A 21,346-nucleotide genomic window follows, 5' to 3' on the forward strand; every position below is an offset into this window, starting at 1 on the left:
GATACATGCCTTATAAAACGTAGCGATCGCGGAAGGTCAACAGCGCCTTTTCAAAACAGCTGAACGGCGGGTGAACGATGCCCGCCCCAATCATGCCGATACCGGCGTCCTTGTGGGCAATGGCGGTATTAATGACCGGCAAAATGCCGCTGCCTGCCACTTTGGTGATGTCGATGGCAGTCGGGATGCCCATAAAAGAGAGCAGCGGAATGGTGACGTTCGGGTTTTCGCCGAGGGTGATTTCGCGCATCTGGCGGGAGAAGTCGATGGCTTCTTCCACCGTGCCGCCCACCAGCGCCACAATCGCCGGCGCCGTCGCCATGGCAAAACCGCCGATGCCGTAGGTTTCCGTAATTGCGCTGTCGCCGATATCCAGCCCGGAGTCTTCCGGCTTATAGCCCGCAAACATCGGGCCAATGACCTGCTGCGCCGGGCCGGTGAACCATTGCCTCGGCAGGCCGGAGACGCGCAGACCGAACTCGTAGCCGTTGCGCGCCATGGTGGTGACAACGGTGCTGTACTCAATGCCGTGGGCGGCGTCCAGCGCGGCTTTGCACATTGCCATCCACGTCGGGCCGGAGAAGTAGTCGCTGCTGGCGACAAACTCGAACACCTCACGCTGCTGCTCAACAGGATAACCCGCCTGGATCAGACCCGGCGTCAGGGCCTGGATCAGCAGCGTAGTGCCCGCGTTGTTGCGGTTGTGGCACTCGTCGCCCATGTGCAGCGCCTGGGCCAGCATCAGACGAAGATCGATTTCACCGACGATCTTCATCGCGTCGCGCAGCATCGGGCCGAGCACGTCGCGCATCCAGTTCAGGCGGTCAATCACGCTCTGGTCGTTGGCGCCCATGCGCAGGATCTTCGCCATCTGCTCGCTGAGGTTGGTGAACGCGCGGTTGCCGTAGGTTTTGTTCTCAACGATGTGCATAAACATCGACGCGGAGGTGACGCCCGCCATCGAGCCCACGCAGTCGTGCTCGTGGCACGGCGAGAAGGTAATTTCCCCTGAAGCGGCGAGCCTTGCAGCCTCCTCGAGATCCGCCGCCAGCCCCTCGAACACCAGCGCGCCGGTGACCGCCCCTTTCATCGCCCCGCACATGTTTTCCCACGAGACAGGCGGACCGGCGTGCAGGATGGTGGTGCGGGTCATGCGCGGCACGACGTTAATCGCCTGGTCATAGCCCACCAGCACCGGGTGGGACTGAATAATGCGCTCAAGCGCGATGTGGTTAGCGGCGGCAATTTTCTCCGCCAGCGATTTTTCGGCCAGTTGATCGAGCGCCTCAACGATCTGCATGTTGCCCTGCCCTGGCGGCGTCCAGTCGAGCTGGGTCACGGGAACGTGCTGTTTTTTGAGGTCGTCGCTGAACATCGCGATACCGACGTTAATCACGTTCAGCGGCTGGTTAAATAAGGTGGTCATTATGCGTTCTCCCCTTTGCAGACAAATTCGCGAGCCAGTAATCCGGTATTGGTGCTGCTGCTGGCCCAGATGACGCCCGCATCGGTCAGGAGCTGGCACTGCTGAGCAAGCTTCTGCGGATCCTGGTCGGTACCAAGCACATAGCCTAAGAACGCCAGCGGACGGCTGTCGGCCTTCGCGATCGCCTGCGCCTCTTTGATCGCGTCGAGCATCACGCCAACCGGATCCTCATGCGCGCCAAACCCGAGCACAAAATCCATCACGATGACCCCCACCTGCGGATCGCGCGCCTCCTGCAGCAGGCGGCTGATGCGGTTGGTCGGGTCGATCATCGGGTGCGGTTTGCCGTTGGTGAAATCATCATCGCCAAAGTCGAGGAAGGTATGGGCCTGGCTGACGTTGATGTCGCTCAGACGCTTCGCCGGATCCGGCTGGATGTTGCTGTAGACGTCGTCGTACTTCTCCAGCGCCGCAAACATCGCTTCGTCGCACAGGGTCCCACCGCAGAAGAGCCCACGAATGTATTTTTGCTGCGGGGTCAGGCGGGCGCGCACCTCTTCAATCAGCGGCCAGTTGAGCGGGTGCAAATCCAGAGACGCTTTGTCGATGCCGGTAAGGAGTACCGCTTTCAGGGCTGCCTCTTTGGTGGCTCGGGCAAACTGCAGGCCGTCTTCATCAGCGGGCGGTACGTTGCGGCCGAGGAAACACACGACGACGGGCTTGCGGCAGGCGCGGGCGCGGGCGAGGACTTTTTCAGCCACCGCGGGTGCGGGTGGCTTGGAGATGAGGGCAATCACCTGGGTGCCTTCATCGGCCTCCAGCATGTCGATGGCGTCGAGCATCATCAGGCCGCCGATTTTCTCGCTGAGATCGCGCCCGCCGGTGCCAATCAGCTGCGACACACCGCCGCCGAATTCATGAATGCGCACGCTGAGTTCCTGGCTGCCGGTCCCGGATGCGCCGACAATCCCAATCGTCCCGCGACGTACCGCGTTAGCGAAGCACAGCCCCGCGCCGTTGATAATGGCGGTGCCGCAGTCCGGCCCCATCATCAGCAGCCCTTTCTGGTGGGCCAGCTGCTTCAGCGCCAGCTCGTCATCGAGCGACACGTTATCGGAAAAGAGCATGACGTTAAGATCGTTTTCCAGCGCCTGACGTGCTTCGCGGGCGGCGAAGGTGCCGTTGACGGAGATCACCGCAAGGTTGCTGTCCGGGCGATGGGTTTTGGCGCTGGCAATCGTGGCGTAGCGCGCTTCGTGGGAGCCGGCACGCTCTTTGCGCGTGAATAACGCTTCGATGGCCGCCAGCGTTTCATCATTCGCCGCATCGCCTTTAATAACGATCATCAGATCGCCGTTTTTCGCGTTTTCTAATTCCGGCGTCAGCAGTCCAAGGTTTTTTAATACGCCTTTATTCATCTCCGTCGCCATCGCCACAAAGGCCTGTTCAACCCCCGGCAATTTATTGGCTTTAGTGGAAACGGACATTAATGAGACGGAGTCAAAATAAGTGTTCTTTTTAATCACGATTTTCGTTGGCATTATTTGCACCTGTTTTCGGATAAAAGGGGGCCGCCGTCGTGCAAAATGCACGTCGGTAAAAATGCTTTTTTATTAAGCGGCCAGCCGGAACAGGCTGACCGTCGTCTTTACGCGCCGGCCGCCAGCAGCAGGTCGGCGATCGCGTGGTAGCCTTTTTCCCGCGCCAGCTCGAGCGGGGTTTTACCGTATTTATCGGTCATGTGCGGGTTAGCGCCGTTATCCAGTAACAGCTTCACAATTTCCTGCTGTTTCTCGCCGCCGTCATTCAACACGATGGCCTCCAGCAGCGGCGTCCAGCCGACAAAGTTGGTGTGGTTGACGTTAATATCGGTTTTTGCCAACAGCTCGCGCACAATTTCAACGTGGCCTTTCTCACTGGCCGGGGTAATCCCCACGCCACCGAAGCGCGTCAGGCGATCCAGGTCCGGATTTGCCGGAAGAACGATGCGCAGTAACGTTAAATCATTGGTCAGGCAGCTAATCAGGAAGGGGTTAAAACAGGTCTGGTCCTGTTTATCAATATCCGCACCGGCTGCAATTAAAAATTCCACACAGGCATAATGCTTTTTCAGGCTGGCAATAATAATGGCGGTTCTTTTCTGGCGGTTGGTGGCGTTAATATCCACGCCTTTCTCCAGACAGGCTTTTAGCGCGTCGACGTTCCCCTCTTCTGCCGCCAGCAGAAATTCCGTCACCAGTGCAGTTGCAGACATATTCAGACTCCCTATGTTTCATTTCTGATGACCTGAGAATAGCAACAGCCTGGTGATAAAAGAATCCGCTTAAAATTCATTCATCGACAGGCAATTCATTGTTGAGTTAAATTCAACGGTTCAGCTAAAACGTGCGTCTGTGCAACCTTTTTCTTATGTTTTACCGCTTTTTAGCGCCTCAGGCTGCATTATCCTTATGGCTGAAAAAGCCTTGTACCGCGCGGCCCTGAGCAAATAGTCAGAACTGTGACCGGCTTCAAATGTGATGTAACAGCGCTGTTAAAATATGTTCAAAACTGATGGCAACCAGGAGCCGTAATATGAATTCCATCTTTACCGAAGAGAACCTGCTGGCCTTCACCACTGCGGCACGTTTTAGCAGTTTCAGCAAAGCCGCCGCCGAGCTGGGCGTGACCACCTCGGCCATCAGTTACACCATTAAACGCATGGAGACCGGGCTGGACGTGGTGCTGTTTGTGCGTAACACGCGCAGCATTGAGCTGACCGAATCTGGCTTTTACTTTTACCGCAAGGCAACCGACCTGCTGAACGACTTTCACGCCATCAAGCGCGGAATTGATACCATTTCGCAGGGCATTGAGGCGCGGGTGCGTATCTGTATCAATCAGCTTTTGTATACTCCACGCCATACTGCACGCCTGCTGCAGGTGCTGAAAAAGCAGTTTCCCACCTGCCAGATCACAGTGACCACCGAGGTGTATAACGGCGTATGGGATTCCATCATCAACAACCAGGCCAATATCGCGATTGGTGCGCCGGACACCCTGCTCGACGGCGGCGGCATTGATTACACCGAGATTGGCGCCATCCGCTGGGTATTTGCTATCGCACCGGAACATCCGCTGGCCTTTGTCCCCGAGCCGATTGCGGAGAGCCAGCTGCGGCTATATCCCAACATCATGGTGGAAGATACCGCGCACACCATTAATAAGAAGGTCGGCTGGCTGCTGCACGGGCAGGAGGCGATTCTGGTGCCGGATTTCAACACTAAGTGCCAGTGTCAGATTCTGGGAGAAGGGATTGGCTTTTTGCCGGAATACATGGCCCGCGAGGCGGTAGAAGACGGGCTACTGGTCACCCGACGCATCAACAATCCGCGTCAGGATTCCCGCATGCTGCTTGCCACACAACATGCGGCGACCGGCCAGGTCACTCGCTGGATCAAACAACAGTTTGGTCCAGCGGGCGTGCTGACGAACATCTATAGCGATTTACTCTGGCGGGCTTAGCTTTTGGTTTGAACCCAAAACGCGTGGATAAGACCGGGAATGTAACCCAGCAAGGTCAAAAGAATATTCAGGATAAACGCCCAGCCAAACCCCTTACCGAGCAGCACGCCCAGCGGAGGAAGAATAATCGTAAAGACAATACGCCAAAAACCCATAAGCACTCCGTACAAGCTAACCAGTTGAAAATAAATAAGAGTATGACTCTAAGCGTAGCCAGTTTATCGGCTTCTGCCATCCAGACCCGTCCCATTTACCCTCTTTTACGCTTTTGGCAGTGGTGTAACGCACCGGAATAGTTTAGTATTTACTTAATTAAGGAAACACTAAACTAATATGACTGAACTTGAACAACTCCAGGCCAGCGCTGAGCAGGCCGCCGCCCTGTTGAAAGCGATGAGTAATCCACGTCGGCTGCTGATCCTCTGCACATTATGCGGAGCTCCCGGCACCCGTGCGGGCGACCTGGCGCGTGCCACCGGGCTGAGTCCTTCCGCCACGTCGCAGCATCTGGCGCGTATGCGTGAGGAAGGGCTTATCGACAGCACCCGTGAGGCGCAGCGCATTCTTTATTTCATTAAAAACGATGCGGTGCTTCAGCTCATCAGCACCCTGAAAACCCTTTATTGTCCGTAAGGAGTCGCCATGTCACTTCCGCTGATTACACCGCAACAGGCCAAAGCCCGCGTAGCCGAGGGCGCCAGACTCATAGATATTCGTGATACCGACGAATATGCCCGCGAGCATATTTCCGGGGCAGAGTCAGTACCGCTAGCCACCTTACCCGGCGGACTTAACGCTCGGGCGGGTGAAATAGTGCTTTTTCACTGTCAGTCCGGTGCCAGGACGTCCGGGAATGCTGACCGCCTGGCCCAGGCGGCGTCACCCGCTCAGGCATTTGTGGTCGAGGGGGGCATTCAGGGCTGGAAGCAGGCCGGGCTGCTGACCGTTGAAGATAAATCCCAGCCTCTCCCGCTGATGCGTCAGGTGCAAATCGCGGCCGGGCTGTTGATTCTCTGCGGCGTGGTGCTGGGCTATAGCGTCTCCAGCGGCTTTTTCCTGCTCAGCGGTTTTGTGGGCGCCGGGCTGCTGTTCGCTGGTGTAACGGGATTTTGCGGTATGGCGAGACTGCTCAAGGTGATGCCATGGAACCGGCGTACCTCATAAGCAGTAATCTGTGAAAGTCACTGTACCCGGCGTCATACGTGGGCTAAGGTGAAGATCGCTTAAACGATGAGGAGGTAATATGTTTTCTGTCGGTGATTATGTGCAACCGCGTAAAGGCGGCCCGAAGCTGAAAGTGCTCGAAGTGAATGGTGAAAGCGTTGTGGCGGTTCAGGCCAGTAATGAACAAGGCGAAAAATATACCCTGAAAGCGGCCGATCTGGCGCCGTATAGTGAAGAAGGTGATTTTGGCGTCTGCTGAACAGACAACCGGGCGGCGATTACCGCCCGGCTCACGCATTAGATCAGAAAATCATCCAGCGATTTACCCTCTGCCAGCGCGCTGGCAATAGGCTTCGGCGTGCGGCCCTGGCCGGTCCACGTTTTCTCTTCACCGTTCTGATCAATAAAGCGATATTTCGCTTCACGCGGTTTACGCTTTTTAGTCGGTTTACCCGTCTGCGCCAGCTCGGAACCCAGCAGATCGGTCGGTGAAATACCATCGGCTTTCATCAGCTCCAGCAGGGCATTAATTTTCTCCTGCTGCTCAGCACGCTGCTGCTCTAATTCCGCCAGCTCACTGCGTTTCTCTTCAGTAACGACCCTGACCTTTTCCAGCATTTCCTCAAGAACGTCCAGGGATAATTCACGCGCCATCGCACGCAGGGTTCGGATATTATTAAGATTCTGTAACGTCAAAGACATATTATTTGAAAACCTTTTCTTTGGGGTAAATAGATAAATCACCCACAGAATAATTCATTTTGGCCAGAATATCTACCCAAGGGTCCGCAGGGGCATCAGTGTAAATATATTTAAATATTAACGTTAATAATAATGCAGGATGCCGGCGAGCCTGGTGCGAATCTAATCACCACATCAATATAAACGGTCAACTTTAATTCAAATTACAGCATACTGCGCCGCCATCCAGACAAGGATGACTCACCCTGGCCACCTAGAAAATCAAGTCTTTGTTTTTTATGAAAAAGCACCTTAGCAAGACAGATTATAACGAGCAGAACAAAAAACACTCAATTTTAGAGAATTTTGTGGACAAAAGGCGATTAAATAAAAATTAATCACTAGTTGTTAGTTCAAACACAGAGAGATACGCTATACACGCCAAACAAAGCAACCTAAAGCACTAATCGCCGAAGGGAAATCGTTTCCACTGTGTTTTTCTCAAGGAGTTCAGACATGTTCTCGCCGCAATCTCGCCTGCGCCATGCTGTGGCGGATACTTTTGCGATGGTTGTTTACTGTTCCGTCGTGAACATGCTGATTGAAATATTCCTCTCAGGAATGACCTTTGAGCAGTCACTTTCTTCGCGTCTGGTGGCTATCCCGGTCAACATTATTATCGCATGGCCATACGGGTTATACCGCGATGCGGTCATGCGTTTCGCTCGTCGTATCAGCCCCGCAGGCTGGGTAAAAAACCTGGCGGACGTGCTGGCTTATGTGACGTTCCAGTCTCCGGTATATGTGGCTATTCTGTTAACCGTGGGCGCAGACTGGCACCAGATCGTCGCGGCGGTCAGTTCGAATATCGTTATTTCGATGTTGATGGGCGCCGTATACGGCTATTTCCTCGACTACTGCCGCCGTCTGTTCAAAGTCAGTCAGTACAGCCAGGCGAAAGCGTGATGTGAAGCGACTGGCGAATGCCAGTCGCCAGTTTACTGTACGTCGCCAAACAGTCCCTTCAGAAACCGCTCCAGCGCCGTGCGCGAACTGAAGCCATGCGGAATACCATAATGCTCATGCGTTTCTCCGCCTAAATAGAGCGGGAATTGCTGATAATGATCGCAGGTTTTAATATCCGAGGCAGGCTCAGCAAATGACAGACTTCTGTCTTTCAGCGTCGGGTGAATAATGAGAGCAGTACGTCCCATTCTGGCTTCACGATTAACATACACATAATTCTCACCGCGGCGATATCCATACGCTTTTGACGTCACCTCATCCATGGTGAATCCCTCTTTTTCAAGAACGCGTGCCACCTCGTCAGGTCGTAAATACATATCTTTTCCTCGTTATCTTTTCCTGCCCGGCAACCTTACAGTATTCAGCATTAGCAGGGCTTTCAGAATAGTCCATAAACTGCCGGATAACGCGTGACGCGCTTCAGATATTAAATTTCTGAACTAAACTGATCGGGAACGCAAATTTACGGAGGATCGTATGTTTAACAGACCGAACCGAAACGATATTAACGACGACGCGCAGGATATTCGTAATGATGTCAGCCAATTAGCAGACACGCTGGAAGAGGTGCTGAAGTCCTGGGGATCAGACGCGAAGGACGAAGCGGATGCCGCAAAACGTAAGGCTCAGTCTCTGCTCCGTGAAACCCGCGCCAGAATGAACGGACGTTCACGCGCCACGCAGGCTGCCTGCGACATGGCAAGCTGTGCAACGACCTTCGTACGTGAAAAGCCACTGTGTACGCTGGGAACGGTCGCAGCGGTCGGCATCTTTGTCGGCGCCCTGCTCAGCCTGCGAAAATAAGTGCGGCTTCTCATCAGCCCCGGTGGCCTCAGGCGCCGGGGCTTTTCTTTGCCTTATCCTTTGAAAAACCCGTGCAGCCCGCACTGCCCCGCTGAGCTCATCACCAGGGCAACATCAATCTGATTTTCCCATATCTTGTATGGTTGAAACTTAAGATAACTACATCTAGTATTCCCTTTAGCAAGACACACACAACCTGACGCGATGACTCGCGCCGCTCTCTCATTTTAAATGGAAATACGAATCATGAGCATTATTATTTACACTCGTAACAATTGTGTTCAGTGCCATGCCACCAAACGGGCGATGGAAAGCCGTGGAATGGTTTTTGAGATGGTGAATATCGACCAGCAGCCTGAGGCCGCTGAGACCCTGCGGGCGCAGGGATTCCGTCAGCTCCCGGTGGTCATTGCCGGTGAAACCCGGTGGTCCGGCTTTCGCCCGGACATGATTAACCGTCTGAGCGCCCAGGCCGCCAGCGCATGAGTGGGCTGGTCTACTTCTCCAGCAGCTCGGAAAACACGCTTCGCTTTATCGAGCGCGTCGGGCTGCCTGCGGTGCGTATTCCGCTTAATGAGCGGGAACGTATTCAGGTAGACGAACCTTACATTCTGGTGGTGCCCAGCTATGGCGGTGGCGGTACGGCAGGCGCCGTGCCTCGCCAGGTGATCCGCTTTCTTAACGATCCGCATAACCGCAGGCTTATCCGTGGCGTGATCGCGGCAGGCAATCGTAATTTCGGCGATGCCTTTGGCCGCGCCGGGGATGTCATCTCTCAAAAATGCGGCGTGCCGTATCTCTATCGCTTCGAACTGATGGGGACACAGCAGGACGTAGAAAATGTGCGAAAAGGAGTGAACGAATTTTGGCAACGACAACCGCAGAACGGATAATCCAGGCAACACCTGATTACCACGCATTAAACGCAATGCTTAACCTCTATGATCGGGAGGAGCGCATTCAGTTTGGCAAAGATCATGAGGCGGTGGAGGCCTTTTTCGCCGCCCACGTCCGTCCAAACAGCGTCGTTTTTGGCAGCCAGCAGGAACGCCTCGACTTTCTGGTTAAAGAGGGCTATTACGAGGAGCGCGTGTTGACCCGCTACGACCGCGCCTTCGTGGCGAAGCTTTTCGAGCGCGCGCATGCGAGCGGTTTTCGTTTCCAGACCTTCCTCGGCGCGTGGAAGTATTACACCAGCTACACCCTGAAAACCTTCGACGGTAAACGCTACCTGGAGCATTTTGAAGATCGCGTCGTGATGGTGGCGCTGACCCTTGCCCAGGGCGATGAAGCGTTGGCTGAACGGCTGATGGAGGAGATCCTCGCCGGGCGCTTCCAGCCCGCCACGCCAACGTTTCTCAACTGCGGTAAGGCCCAGCGCGGCGAGCTGGTCTCCTGCTTCCTGCTGCGCATCGAAGACAATATGGAGTCGATTGGCCGTGCGGTAAACTCGGCGCTTCAGCTTTCCAAACGCGGCGGCGGCGTGGCGTTTCTGCTCTCGAACCTGCGTGAAGCGGGCGCGCCGATCAAGCGCATTGAAAACCAGTCTTCCGGCGTGATCCCGGTGATGAAGATGCTAGAAGATGCATTCTCCTACGCCAACCAGCTTGGCGCACGCCAGGGCGCCGGGGCGGTTTACCTGCACGCGCATCATCCCGATATTCTGCGTTTTCTGGATACCAAACGCGAAAATGCCGACGAAAAAATCCGTATCAAAACCCTGTCGCTGGGGGTGGTGATCCCGGATATCACCTTTAAACTGGCAAAAGAGAATGCCGAGATGGCGCTCTTTTCGCCGTATGACGTTGAGCGTATTTACGGCAAACCCTTTGGCGACGTAGCCATCAGCGAGCGCTACGAGGAGCTGGTAGCCGACGAGCGCATCCGCAAAAAAACCATCAACGCCCGCGATTTCTTCCAGACGCTGGCAGAAATCCAGTTTGAGTCTGGCTATCCGTACATCATGTACGAGGATACGGTAAACCGCGCGAACCCGATTGCCGGACGCATCAACATGAGCAACCTGTGCTCGGAGATTTTGCAGGTCAACAGCGCGTCAACATACGACGAGAACCTGGACTACGCGGCTATCGGCAAGGATATCTCCTGTAACCTCGGGTCGCTGAATATCGCCCACACCATGGATTCCCCTGACGTCGGCCGCACGGTGGAGACGGCCATTCGCGGACTGACGGCGGTATCGGACATGAGCCACATCCGCAGCGTGCCCTCCATTGAAGCGGGTAACGCCGCATCGCACGCTATCGGCCTGGGGCAGATGAACCTTCACGGCTACCTGGCACGCGAAGGCATCGCCTACGGCAGTCCGGAAGGGCTGGATTTTACTAACCTCTATTTCTATACCATCACCTGGCATGCGCTTCACACCTCAATGATGCTGGCGCGCGAGCGCAACCAGCGGTTCGCGGGATTTGAACAGTCGCGCTACGCCAGCGGGGAATATTTTAACCAGTATCTTGAAGGCGAGTGGCAGCCGAAAACTGCAAAAGTGCGCGATCTCTTTGCCCGCGCGGGGATAACCCTGCCGACGCGCGAAATGTGGCAGCAGCTGCGTGATGAGGTGATGCGCCACGGTATCTATAACCAGAACCTCCAGGCCGTGCCGCCGACCGGGTCTATCTCGTATATCAACCATGCCACGTCGAGCATTCATCCGATTGTGTCGAAAATTGAAATTCGCAAGGAAGGCAAGACCGGACGCGTTTACTACCCTGCCCCGTTTATGACCAACGACAACCTGGCGCTGTATCAGGATGCGTATGAAATCGGCCCGGAAAAAATCATCGATACCTACGCCGAAGCGACAAAACACGTGGATCAGGGGCTGTCGCTGACGCTCTTCTTCCCGGATACCGCCACCACGCGGGATATCAACAAAGCGCAGATCTACGCCTGGAAGAAAGGCATCAAAACGCTTTACTACATTCGCCTGCGCCAGCTTGCGCTGGAAGGCACCGAAATCGAAGGCTGCGTGTCCTGCGCGCTGTAAGGAGAAAGGATGAAACTGTCACGCGTGAATGCCGTTAACTGGAACAAAATCCAGGACGATAAAGATCTGGAGGTATGGAACCGCCTGACCAGCAACTTCTGGCTGCCGGAAAAAGTCCCGCTCTCCAATGATATTCCGGCCTGGCAAACCCTGAGCCATGCCGAGCAACAGCTGACGATCCGCGTCTTTACCGGCCTGACGCTCCTGGACACCATCCAGAACACCGTTGGTGCCCCGGCGTTGATGGCTGACGCGCTGACGCCGCATGAAGAGGCGGTGATGTCGAACATCAGCTTTATGGAGGCGGTGCACGCCCGCTCTTACAGCTCGATTTTTTCCACGCTGTGCCAGACCAAAGACGTGGATGCGGCTTACGCCTGGAGTGAAGAGAGCGCGTCATTGCAGCGTAAGGCTGCGCTGGTGCTTGAGTATTATCGGGCCGACGAGCCGCTGAAAAAGAAGGTCGCCAGCGTGTTTCTGGAATCCTTCCTCTTCTACTCTGGCTTCTGGCTGCCAATGTACTGGTCGAGCCGGGGCAAGCTCACCAACACCGCCGACCTGATTCGGCTCATCATTCGGGATGAAGCGGTGCACGGGTATTACATCGGCTATAAATACCAGAAAGGTCTGGAGAAAATCAGTACGGAAAAACGCGATGAACTAAAAGGGTTTGCGCTCGATTTGCTGATGGATCTGTACGATAACGAGCTGAGCTATACCGAAGAGCTGTACGCCGGAACGGGCTGGGAAGAAGACGTCAAAGCGTTCCTCTGCTACAACGCCAACAAGGCGCTGATGAACCTTGGTTACGAGGCGCTGTTCCCGCCGGAGATGGCGGAAGTGAACCCGGCCATTCTGGCGGCGCTGTCGCCTAATGCCGACGAAAACCACGATTTCTTCTCCGGGTCCGGTTCATCGTATGTGATGGGCAAAGCGGTGGAGACGAAAGACGAAGACTGGGATTTTTAATGAGTGAATTAACGTTCATTAATTAAATATAAATCCCTTTATTTCTACCAAAATATTTCCCTGGGAACTACACTGTAATTCCTCTGTCATATTCGCCTGAATCACACCGATTCAGGCGAAATTCCCCGATGCAGCAGCAAAAATTTAAGAAAAACTCAAATGACGCTCAGCCCTTTACTCATGGGAAATTCAGCCGTTTCGCTTACCTGAAAATCCCCACCATAAGCAAACGCAGGGTTGTCTCAGATTCTCAGTATGTTAGGGTTATGCCCGTTAACAATTTACCATGGTAATCATATTGGCATAAACAAATAACAGGACACTCTCTATTGCATGGCAATTAAATTAGAAGTGAAAAATCTTTATAAAGTATTTGGCGAGCATCCACAGCGCGCATTCAAATATATTGAAAAAGGCCTTACGAAAGAGCAAATTCTGGAAAAAACCGGGCTATCGCTTGGCGTTAAAGACGCCAGTCTGGCCATTGAAGAAGGCGAGATTTTTGTCATCATGGGGTTATCCGGTTCGGGTAAATCCACTATGGTTCGCCTTCTCAATCGCCTGATTGAACCCACCCGCGGACAGGTGCTGATTGACGGCGTGGATATCGCCAGAATATCAGACGCAGAGCTCCGCGAGGTGCGCAGAAAGAAGATTGCAATGGTGTTCCAGTCATTCGCGCTAATGCCGCATATGACGGTGCTGGATAATGCCGCTTTCGGTATGGAATTAGCGGGCGTTGCTGCGCAAGAACGTCAGGAAAAAGCGCTTGATGCGCTGCGTCAGGTTGGGCTCGAAAATTATGCTCACGCCTACCCGGATGAACTTTCCGGCGGGATGCGTCAGCGTGTGGGTTTAGCCCGCGCATTAGCCATTAATCCAGACATATTATTAATGGATGAAGCCTTCTCCGCACTCGACCCGTTAATTCGCACCGAGATGCAGGATGAGCTGGTAAAATTACAGGCAAAACATCAGCGAACCATTGTCTTTATTTCCCATGATTTAGATGAAGCCATGCGTATTGGCGACCGAATTGCCATTATGCAAAATGGTGAGGTGGTGCAGGTCGGCACGCCGGATGAAATACTGAATAATCCGGCAAATGATTACGTGCGTACCTTCTTCCGCGGCGTGGATATTAGCCATGTGTTTAGCGCGAAAGATATTGCCCGTCGAACGCCAAACGGCATTATCCGTAAAACGCCAGGTTTCGGTCCACGCTCCGCGCTTAAGCTTCTGCAGGACGAAGACCGTGAATACGGTTATCTGGTTGAACGCGGCAATAAATTTGTCGGCATTGTCTCCATCGACTCCCTGAAAACCGCCCTTAGAGAAAATCAGGGAATCGATGCGGCGTTAATTGACGCTCCCCTTGCCGTGGACGCCGAAACGCCGCTCAGCGAGTTGCTCTCCCACGTCGGCCAGGCACCGTGTGCCGTTCCGGTCGTCGGGGAAGAACAACAGTACGTCGGCATCATCTCAAAACGCATGTTGCTGCAGGCTTTAGATCGCGAGGGAGCAAACAATGACCGATCAATCTAACCCGTGGGGCACCACTGAAGCAGCGGACAGCGCTGCGCAATCTGCCGATGCGTGGGGCTCCACGCCAGCACCTGCCGATGGCGGTGGCGCGGCGGACTGGCTCAACAGCGCACCTGCGCCTGCGCCAGAACACTTCAACATTATGGATCCGTTCCATAAAACGCTGATCCCACTCGATAGCTGGGTCACGGAGGGGATCGACTGGGTAGTAACGCATTTTCGTCCGCTCTTTCAGGGGATCCGCGTCCCGGTGGATTACATCCTCAACGGCTTCCAGCAGCTGATGCTCGGTATGCCAGCGCCGGTCGCGATCGTTTTGTTCTCGCTGATCGCCTGGCAGTTCGGTAGCGCAGGAATGGGGATCGCCACGCTGATTTCGCTGATTGCCATTGGCGCCATTGGCGCCTGGTCGCAGGCGATGATCACCCTGGCACTGGTGCTGACCGCCCTGCTCTTCTGTATTGTCATCGGCCTGCCGATGGGGATCTGGCTGGCACGTAGCCCGCGGGCGGCGAAGATCATTCGTCCGCTGCTGGATGCGATGCAGACCACACCGGCATTCGTCTATCTGGTGCCTATCGTAATGCTGTTCGGTATCGGTAACGTGCCGGGCGTGGTGGTAACCATTATCTTCGCCCTGCCGCCGATTATTCGTCTGACCATCCTGGGCATTAACCAGGTGCCGGCCGATCTGATCGAAGCGTCACGCTCGTTTGGTGCCAGCCCGCGTCAGATGCTGTTTAAGGTTCAGCTCCCGCTGGCGATGCCGACCATCATGGCAGGCGTTAACCAGACGCTGATGCTGGCGCTGTCGATGGTGGTCATTGCCTCAATGATCGCCGTGGGCGGTCTGGGCCAGATGGTGCTGCGCGGTATTGGCCGTCTCGACATGGGGCTGGCTACCGTCGGCGGCGTGGGCATTGTGATCCTCGCCATTATTCTTGACCGCCTGACACAGGCTGTCGGTCGTGATTCACGCAGTCGCGGCAACCGTCGCTGGTATACCACCGGCCCTGTCGGGTTATTCACCCGCCCTTTCACGAAATCAAAATAAGGAACAACGATGCGACATAACGTACTTTTTGCCACAGCGTTTGCCACCCTTGTCTCCACCAGCACGTTTGCAGCTGACCTGCCGGGTAAAGGCATCACCGTGCAGCCGGTGCAGAGCACCATTTCGGAAGAGAGCTTCCAGACGCTCATCGTCAGCCGAGCCCTGGAAAAACTGGGCTACACGGTCAACACGCCGAGCGAAGTGGATTACAACGTGGGCTACACCTCGATTGCCTCCGGTGATGCCACCTTTACCGCGGTGAACTGGCAGCCGCTGCACGACGATATGTATGCCGCCGCCGGTGGCGACAAGAAATTCTATCGTGAAGGCACCTTCGTAACCGGTGCAGCGCAGGGTTATCTGATCGACAAGAAAACCGCCGATAAGTACCACATCACCAATATTGAACAGCTGAAAGATCCGAAGATCGCCAAACTGTTCGACACCAACGGTGACGGTAAAGCAGACATGATGGGTTGCTCACCGGGCTGGGGCTGTGAAGCGGTGATTAATCACCAGAACAAAGCCTATGACCTGGCGAAGACGGTTGATGTCAGCCACGGCAACTATTCGGCGATGATGGCCGACACCATTGCCCGGTTCAAAGAGGGTAAACCGGTGATCTACTACACCTGGACGCCGTACTGGGTGAGCGACGTGCTGAAGCCGGGTAAAGACGTGGTGTGGCTGCAGGTGCCATTCTCCTCCCTGCCGGGCGAGCAGAAAGATATCGACACCAAACTGCCGAACGGCATGAACTATGGCTTCCCGGTGAATACCATGCACATTGTGGCGAACAAAGCCTGGGCCGAGAAAAACCCGGCGGCAGCAAAATTGTTCTCGGTAATGAAATTGCCGCTGGCGGATATCAATGCTCAGAACGCCATGATGCATGCGGGCAAATCGTCTGAAGCGGATGTCAAAGGTCACGTCGACGGCTGGATCAAAGCCCACCAGCAGCAGTTTGACGGCTGGGTGAAAGAGGCGCTTGCGGCGCAGAAGTAAAGTCCTTAGCCCTCTCCCTGTGGGAGAGGGCCAGGGTGAGGGCACCAGACCGCACGCTCCCCCTAAACCGCACAATCCATCACCCAACAATCCCCCCACCTTAACAATCATTCGCTATTATGGTTTCCGGAAAAATAATCACTTAACGAACGATTCCTGAAACTCATGACAAAAACAACTCCAGGGCTTAGCCCCGCACTTATCCTTTTAATGTCCGTGGCAACGGGTCTGGCCGTCGCCAGCAACTATTACGCGCAACCCCTTCTCGACACTATCGCCCGCGCGTTCAACCTTTCTGCCAGTTCCGCTGGCTTCATCGTGACGGCGGCACAGCTCGGCTACGCCGCCGGGTTGCTGTTCCTGGTACCGCTTGGCGATATGTTTGAACGCCGGATGCTGATTGTTTCGATGACGCTGCTGGCGGCAGGTGGCATGCTGATCACCGCCAGCAGCCAGTCGCTGACGATGATGATCGTCGGTACCGCGCTGACAGGGCTGTTCTCCGTCGTCGCGCAAATCCTGGTACCCCTCGCCGCGACGCTGGCCTCCCCGGACAAACGTGGCAAGGTAGTGGGCACCATCATGAGCGGCCTGCTGCTGGGGATTTTGCTGGCGCGTACCGTGGCAGGACTACTGGCAAGCCTCGGCGGCTGGCGCACCGTTTACTGGGTGGCGAGCGTGTTAATGGTGGTGATGGCGCTGGCGCTGTGGCGCGGCCTGCCGAAGGTGAAGCAAGAGAACCATCTTAACTATCCGCAGCTTCTGGCCTCCGTGTTCAGCCTGTTCACTCAGGATAAACTCCTGCGCACCCGCGCCCTGCTGGGATGTTTGACCTTCGCCAACTTCAGTATTCTCTGGACCTCAATGGCGTTTCTGCTCGCGGCACCGCCGTTTAACTATTCTGAAGGCGTCATTGGTCTGTTCGGCCTGGCCGGTGCTGCGGGCGCGCTGGGCGCGCGTCCGGCGGGTGGGCTGGCCGACAAAGGCAAATCACATTTGACCACCACCGCCGGGCTGGTTTTGCTCCTGCTCTCATGGGCGGCGATCTGGTATGGACACGTCTCGGTGCTGGCGCTGATCGTCGGTATTCTGGTACTCGACCTCACCGTACAGGGTGTCCACATTACTAATCAGACCGTGATTTATCGCGTGAAACCCGAAGCGCGTAATCGCCTCACCGCCGGATACATGACCAGCTACTTCATTGGTGGTGCTGCCGGTTCATTAATTTCAGCGTCGGCGTGGCAGCATGCTGGCTGGTCGGGCGTGTGTGGGATTGGGGCCATCGTTGCCGCGCTCAACCTTCTTGTATGGTGGCGCGGCTACCATCGCCAGGAGGCGATTCACTAAGTTTTACATTGCTTTGGGCCTCTTAGGGTATAAAGGGGCCCTGCAGTCTGTTAATGTAAACGTAATCATTTATCCCAGAAATTTTAATGTGGGTGACATATCTACAATTGGCATGAATAGTTCAGACCCCCGTCCTCACATCCTCTCTTCTACGGGTTCACACCCTACTCTTTCTGTGCTCTCCGGGTCACGGACTTACCCGGCGCTTTCTGACGGTGACATTCATTTGGCGGATATAACCGCACAAATAATTCATTTACATTATTTGTCACTATCGTTACTATATCGGCTGTAATTAATGAGGTTATGCCCAAATGGATAGTTCGTTTACGCCCATTGAACAAATGCTTAAATTCCGCGCCAGTCGCCATGAGGACTTCCCGTATCAGGAAATCCTGCTGACTCGCCTGTGCATGCACATGCAGGGTAAGCTACTGGAAAACCGTAATAAGATGCTGAAAGCTCAAGGGATTAACGAGACGTTGTTTATGGCGTTGATTACGCTGGAGTCTCAGGAAAACCACAGTATTCAGCCTTCTGAGCTGAGCTGCGCGCTGGGCTCTTCCCGTACCAACGCAACCCGTATTGCCGATGAGCTGGAAAAGCGCGGCTGGATTGAACGCCGTGAAAGCGACAACGATCGTCGTTGCCTGCATCTGCAACTGACCGACAAAGGTCACGAATTCCTGCGTGAGGTACTGCCACCTCAGCACAATTGCCTGCACAAACTCTGGTCTGCCCTCAGCACCGCCGAGCGCGACCAGCTTGAGCACATCACGCGCAAGCTGCTCACCCGTCTGGATCAGATGGATGAAGATGGCGCCATTCTTGAGGCGCTGCGCTAACGCGACGACACGCTCAACAATCCAGATTCATAAGAAAACCGACAGGCCAGCACGTCACACTGCTGGCCTTTCTGACAACAGGTCGGCTCAGCCGATGTGAAAATAAGAAGATCGTGGAGAACAACAATGAGCGCAAATGCGGAGAGCACTAACCCGCAGCAACCGGCCAACAAGAAAGGCAAACGTAAAAGTGCCCTTCTTCTGTTGACCTTGCTCTTTATTATTATTGCCGTGGCATATGGGATCTATTGGTTTTTAGTATTGCGTCATGCTGAAGAGACAGACGACGCCTACGTGGCAGGGAACCAGGTACAGATTATGGCGCAGGTGTCGGGCAGCGTGACGAAAGTCTGGGCTGACAATACCGACTTTGTGCAAAAAGGCGATGTGTTGGTCACCCTCGATCCGACTGACGCGCAGCAGGCATTTGAGAAAGCCCAGACCGCGCTGGCCTCCAGCGTTCGTCAGACCCGCCAGCTGATGATCAACAGCAAACAGCTGCAGGCCAATATCGACGTGCAGAAAACTGCACTCGCACAGGCGCAGAGCGACCTCAACCGCCGCGTACCGCTCGGCACCGCCAACCTGATTGGCCGTGAAGAGCTGCAACACGCCCGCGATGCCGTTGCCAGCGCTCAGGCGCAGCTGGATGTGGCGATTCAACAGTACAATGCCAACCAGGCAATGGTGCTGGGCACCAGCCTTGAAAACCAGCCCGCCGTGCAGCAGGCGGCGACTGAAGTGCGTAACGCATGGCTAGCCCTGCAGCGTACCAAAATCGTCAGCCCGATGACCGGCTATGTCTCCCGCCGTTCCGTTCAGCCTGGGGCGCAGATCAGCCCGACCACGCCGCTGATGGCGGTCGTTCCGGCAGACAATCTGTGGGTAGACGCTAACTTTAAAGAGACGCAACTTGCCCATATGCGTATCGGCCAGACCGCGACGGTTGTCAGCGACATCTACGGCGATGACGTGAAGTACACCGGGAAAGTGGTTGGCCTGGACATGGGTACCGGCAGCGCCTTCTCCCTGCTGCCTGCGCAGAACGCCACCGGTAACTGGATCAAAGTGGTTCAGCGTCTGCCTGTGCGTATTGAACTGGATGCAAAACAGCTGGCGGATCACCCGCTGCGTATCGGCCTCTCAACGCTTGTGACGGTTGACACCGCGAACCGCGACGGTCAGATCCTGGCAAGCCAGGTGCGTAGCAGCCCGGCTTATGAAAGTAACGCCCGTGAAATTAGCCTCGATCCGGTCAACAAGCTGATCGATGACATCGTGAAGGCAAACGCCGGTTAATCCGAAGGTGAGCGTTATGCAACAGCAAAAGCCGCAAAAACCGCTGGAAGGCGCGCAGCTGGTCATTATGACCATTGCGCTGTCGCTGGCGACATTCATGCAGGTGCTGGACTCCACCATCGCAAACGTGGCGATCCCGACCATCGCCGGTAACCTTGGCTCGTCGCTGAGCCAGGGGACCTGGGTCATTACCTCATTCGGGGTGGCAAACGCCATCTCCATTCCGATCACCGGCTGGCTGGCAAAGCGCGTCGGTGAGGTGAAGCTGTTCCTGTGGTCTACGGTGGCGTTTGTGCTGGCCTCCTGGGCATGCGGCATGTCAAACAGCCTGACGATGTTGATTTTCTTCCGCGTCATTCAGGGGATTGTCGCCGGGCCGCTGATCCCGCTTTCCCAGAGTTTGCTGCTGAGCAACTATCCCCCTGCGAAACGCTCCGTCGCGCTGGCGCTCTGGTCAATGACCGTGATCGTCGCGCCTATCTGCGGACCCATTCTCGGCGGATACATCAGCGATAACTATCACTGGGGCTGGATCTTCTTCATCAACGTACCGATTGGCGCCGTCGTGGTATTAATGACGCTGCAATCGCTGCGGGGACGAGAGACGCGCACCGAACAGCGGCGTATCGACAGCATCGGGCTGGCGCTGCTGATCCTGGGTATCGGTAGCCTGCAGATCATGCTCGACCGGGGTAAAGAGCTCGACTGGTTCAACTCGCAGGAGATCGTCATCCTGACCATTGTCGCGGTGGTGTCGCTCAGCTTCCTGATTGTCTGGGAGCTGACGGACGACAACCCGATAGTCGATCTCTCGCTGTTTAAGTCGCGAAACTTCACCATCGGCTGTCTGTGTATCAGCCTCGCCTATATGCTCTACTTCGGCGCGATTGTTCTGCTGCCACAGCTGTTGCAGGAGGTGTATGGCTATACCGCAACCTGGGCGGGGCTGGCGTCTGCACCTGTTGGGGTGATCCCGGTTCTGCTGTCGCCGATCATTGGGCGCTTCGCCCATAAGCTCGACATGCGTCGTCTGGTGACGTTCAGTTTCATCATGTACGCGGTGTGCTTCTACTGGCGTGCGTATACCTTCGAGCCGGGAATGGACTTTGGCGCCTCGGCGTGGCCGCAGTTTATTCAGGGCTTCGCGGTCGCGTGCTTCTTTATGCCGCTAACCACCATCACGCTCTCCGGCTTACCCCCTGAGCGTCTGGCGGCGGCGTCGAGCCTGTCGAACTTCACCCGAACGCTGGCGGGCTCCATCGGGACGTCGATCACCACCACCCTGTGGACGAACCGTGAATCGATGCACCATGCCCAGCTGACCGAAGCGGTGAATCCGTACAACCCGAATGCCCAGCAGATGTACAGCCAGCTGCAGGGCATGGGGATGACGGAGCAGCAGGCATCCGGCTGGATTGCCCAGCAGATCACCAGCCAGGGACTGATTATCTCGGCCAACGAGATTTTCTGGATTTCGGCAGGGATCTTCATCGTCCTGCTGGGGCTGGTGTGGTTTGCCAGACCACCGTTTGGTGCCGGTGGCGGGGGCGGTGGCGCGCACTAGTCCTCTGCGGCGGTTGCCGGGTGGCGGCTACGCCTTACCCGGCCTACGATAACCGGGCCGCCATCCGCAGGCCCGGTTGTCCAAAACGCGATAGCAATTG

The 21,346-nt window shown here is 55.4% G+C and carries 23 protein-coding genes; 17 read left to right on the forward strand and 6 right to left on the reverse strand.

The annotated features are described in order from the left end of the window. Positions 1 to 10: 10 nt before the first annotated feature. From BFV64_RS18025 to BFV64_RS18035, 3 genes are all read right to left on the reverse strand, one after another. The gene (locus tag BFV64_RS18025) at positions 11 to 1,426 is read right to left on the reverse strand and encodes a YlbE family protein (RefSeq protein ID WP_059372910.1); all 1,416 of its coding nucleotides are present in this window, start codon (positions 1,424 to 1,426) and stop codon (positions 11 to 13) included. Next, positions 1,426 to 2,967 (reverse strand): acyl-CoA synthetase FdrA, encoded by a 1,542-nt coding sequence (fdrA, locus tag BFV64_RS18030; RefSeq protein ID WP_045281718.1) that lies wholly within the window; start codon positions 2,965 to 2,967, stop codon positions 1,426 to 1,428. Before fdrA ends, BFV64_RS18025 begins: the two co-directional genes overlap by 1 nt. A 107-nt stretch (positions 2,968 to 3,074) precedes the next feature. Then, the gene (locus tag BFV64_RS18035) at positions 3,075 to 3,680 is read right to left on the reverse strand and encodes an ankyrin repeat domain-containing protein (RefSeq protein ID WP_014884950.1); all 606 of its coding nucleotides are present in this window, start codon (positions 3,678 to 3,680) and stop codon (positions 3,075 to 3,077) included. Between the two features lie 320 nt (positions 3,681 to 4,000). Here BFV64_RS18035 and BFV64_RS18040 point away from each other — a divergent pair, with 320 nt between their 5' ends. Then, positions 4,001 to 4,930, forward strand: coding sequence for a LysR substrate-binding domain-containing protein (locus BFV64_RS18040; RefSeq protein WP_023331139.1), 930 nt, complete (start codon positions 4,001 to 4,003; stop codon positions 4,928 to 4,930). On the opposite strand, the gene BFV64_RS18045 is transcribed toward BFV64_RS18040, so the two are convergent. Beyond that, positions 4,927 to 5,085 (reverse strand): YqaE/Pmp3 family membrane protein, encoded by a 159-nt coding sequence (locus tag BFV64_RS18045; RefSeq protein ID WP_014884952.1) that lies wholly within the window; start codon positions 5,083 to 5,085, stop codon positions 4,927 to 4,929. The genes BFV64_RS18040 and BFV64_RS18045 overlap by 4 nt on opposite strands. 178 nt (positions 5,086 to 5,263) lie before the next feature. On the opposite strand from BFV64_RS18045, the gene BFV64_RS18050 reads away from it, so the two are divergent. The 3 genes from BFV64_RS18050 (at position 5,264) to BFV64_RS18060 (ending at position 6,353) form a co-directional block, all read left to right on the forward strand. Beyond that, the gene (locus tag BFV64_RS18050) at positions 5,264 to 5,563 is read left to right on the forward strand and encodes an ArsR/SmtB family transcription factor (RefSeq protein WP_014884953.1); all 300 of its coding nucleotides are present in this window, start codon (positions 5,264 to 5,266) and stop codon (positions 5,561 to 5,563) included. A gap of 9 nt (positions 5,564 to 5,572) precedes the next feature. Next, a complete protein-coding gene (locus tag BFV64_RS18055; protein ID WP_014884954.1) occupies positions 5,573 to 6,094 on the forward strand; it encodes a rhodanese family protein in 522 nt (173 codons plus the stop codon). Between the two features lie 79 nt (positions 6,095 to 6,173). After that, complete coding sequence (locus BFV64_RS18060; RefSeq protein WP_014884955.1) at positions 6,174 to 6,353, forward strand: hypothetical protein; 180 nt, start codon at positions 6,174 to 6,176, stop codon at positions 6,351 to 6,353. Positions 6,354 to 6,391: 38 nt separating this feature from the next. Here the strand turns inward: BFV64_RS18060 and stpA are convergent, their stop codons facing one another. Further along, positions 6,392 to 6,796, reverse strand: a complete 405-nt coding sequence (gene stpA, locus BFV64_RS18065; RefSeq protein WP_014884956.1) for a DNA-binding protein StpA — start codon at positions 6,794 to 6,796, stop codon at positions 6,392 to 6,394. Positions 6,797 to 7,291: 495 nt separating this feature from the next. Between stpA and alaE the strand changes: the two genes are divergently transcribed. Beyond that, entirely contained in the window at positions 7,292 to 7,741 is a 450-nt protein-coding gene (gene alaE / locus BFV64_RS18070; protein WP_023331140.1) for an L-alanine exporter AlaE, read from the forward strand. A gap of 32 nt (positions 7,742 to 7,773) precedes the next feature. Here alaE and BFV64_RS18075 read toward each other — a convergent pair whose 3' ends face one another. Further along, entirely contained in the window at positions 7,774 to 8,118 is a 345-nt protein-coding gene (locus BFV64_RS18075) for a DUF2002 family protein (RefSeq protein WP_069602330.1), read from the reverse strand. 160 nt (positions 8,119 to 8,278) lie between these two features. Between BFV64_RS18075 and BFV64_RS18080 the strand changes: the two genes are divergently transcribed. From BFV64_RS18080 to emrB, 12 genes are all read left to right on the forward strand, one after another. Then, positions 8,279 to 8,605 (forward strand): ElaB/YgaM/YqjD family protein, encoded by a 327-nt coding sequence (locus BFV64_RS18080; RefSeq protein ID WP_023308924.1) that lies wholly within the window; start codon positions 8,279 to 8,281, stop codon positions 8,603 to 8,605. 246 nt (positions 8,606 to 8,851) lie between these two features. Next, the gene (nrdH, locus tag BFV64_RS18085) at positions 8,852 to 9,091 is read left to right on the forward strand and encodes a glutaredoxin-like protein NrdH (protein WP_014884959.1); all 240 of its coding nucleotides are present in this window, start codon (positions 8,852 to 8,854) and stop codon (positions 9,089 to 9,091) included. Then, on the forward strand, positions 9,088 to 9,498 hold the full coding sequence (gene nrdI, locus BFV64_RS18090) for a class Ib ribonucleoside-diphosphate reductase assembly flavoprotein NrdI (protein ID WP_014884960.1): 411 nt from the start codon (positions 9,088 to 9,090) through the stop codon (positions 9,496 to 9,498). The genes nrdH and nrdI overlap by 4 nt, the downstream gene beginning before the upstream one ends. Next, positions 9,471 to 11,615: a class 1b ribonucleoside-diphosphate reductase subunit alpha gene (gene nrdE, locus BFV64_RS18095; RefSeq protein ID WP_069602331.1), complete on the forward strand. Its 2,145-nt coding sequence runs from the start codon at positions 9,471 to 9,473 to the stop codon at positions 11,613 to 11,615. The genes nrdI and nrdE overlap by 28 nt, the downstream gene beginning before the upstream one ends. Positions 11,616 to 11,624: 9 nt before the next feature. Next, a complete protein-coding gene (gene nrdF / locus BFV64_RS18100) occupies positions 11,625 to 12,584 on the forward strand; it encodes a class 1b ribonucleoside-diphosphate reductase subunit beta (protein ID WP_014884962.1) in 960 nt (319 codons plus the stop codon). A gap of 333 nt (positions 12,585 to 12,917) precedes the next feature. Next, complete coding sequence (gene proV, locus BFV64_RS18105; RefSeq protein WP_063862303.1) at positions 12,918 to 14,129, forward strand: glycine betaine/L-proline ABC transporter ATP-binding protein ProV; 1,212 nt, start codon at positions 12,918 to 12,920, stop codon at positions 14,127 to 14,129. Continuing rightward, a complete protein-coding gene (gene proW / locus BFV64_RS18110; protein ID WP_014884964.1) occupies positions 14,113 to 15,183 on the forward strand; it encodes a glycine betaine/L-proline ABC transporter permease ProW in 1,071 nt (356 codons plus the stop codon). The genes proV and proW overlap by 17 nt, the downstream gene beginning before the upstream one ends. Before the next feature lie 9 nt (positions 15,184 to 15,192). Beyond that, positions 15,193 to 16,188 carry a glycine betaine/L-proline ABC transporter substrate-binding protein ProX gene (proX, locus tag BFV64_RS18115; protein ID WP_023331143.1) on the forward strand — a complete coding sequence of 332 codons (996 nt, stop codon included), beginning with the start codon at positions 15,193 to 15,195 and terminating at the stop codon, positions 16,186 to 16,188. A gap of 165 nt (positions 16,189 to 16,353) precedes the next feature. Beyond that, the gene (locus tag BFV64_RS18120) at positions 16,354 to 17,538 is read left to right on the forward strand and encodes an MFS transporter (protein WP_014884966.1); all 1,185 of its coding nucleotides are present in this window, start codon (positions 16,354 to 16,356) and stop codon (positions 17,536 to 17,538) included. A 314-nt stretch (positions 17,539 to 17,852) separates the two neighbouring features. After that, the gene (gene mprA, locus BFV64_RS18125) at positions 17,853 to 18,383 is read left to right on the forward strand and encodes a transcriptional repressor MprA (RefSeq protein WP_014884967.1); all 531 of its coding nucleotides are present in this window, start codon (positions 17,853 to 17,855) and stop codon (positions 18,381 to 18,383) included. Between the two features lie 126 nt (positions 18,384 to 18,509). Next, positions 18,510 to 19,682, forward strand: a complete 1,173-nt coding sequence (gene emrA / locus BFV64_RS18130) for a multidrug efflux MFS transporter periplasmic adaptor subunit EmrA (protein WP_014884968.1) — start codon at positions 18,510 to 18,512, stop codon at positions 19,680 to 19,682. Between the two features lie 16 nt (positions 19,683 to 19,698). Continuing rightward, positions 19,699 to 21,246 carry a multidrug efflux MFS transporter permease subunit EmrB gene (gene emrB, locus BFV64_RS18135; RefSeq protein WP_014884969.1) on the forward strand — a complete coding sequence of 516 codons (1,548 nt, stop codon included), beginning with the start codon at positions 19,699 to 19,701 and terminating at the stop codon, positions 21,244 to 21,246. The last annotated feature ends 100 nt before the right edge of the window (positions 21,247 to 21,346 follow it).

Source organism: Enterobacter kobei (assembly GCF_001729765.1).
Classification (GTDB): Bacteria; Pseudomonadota; Gammaproteobacteria; order Enterobacterales; family Enterobacteriaceae; genus Enterobacter; species Enterobacter kobei.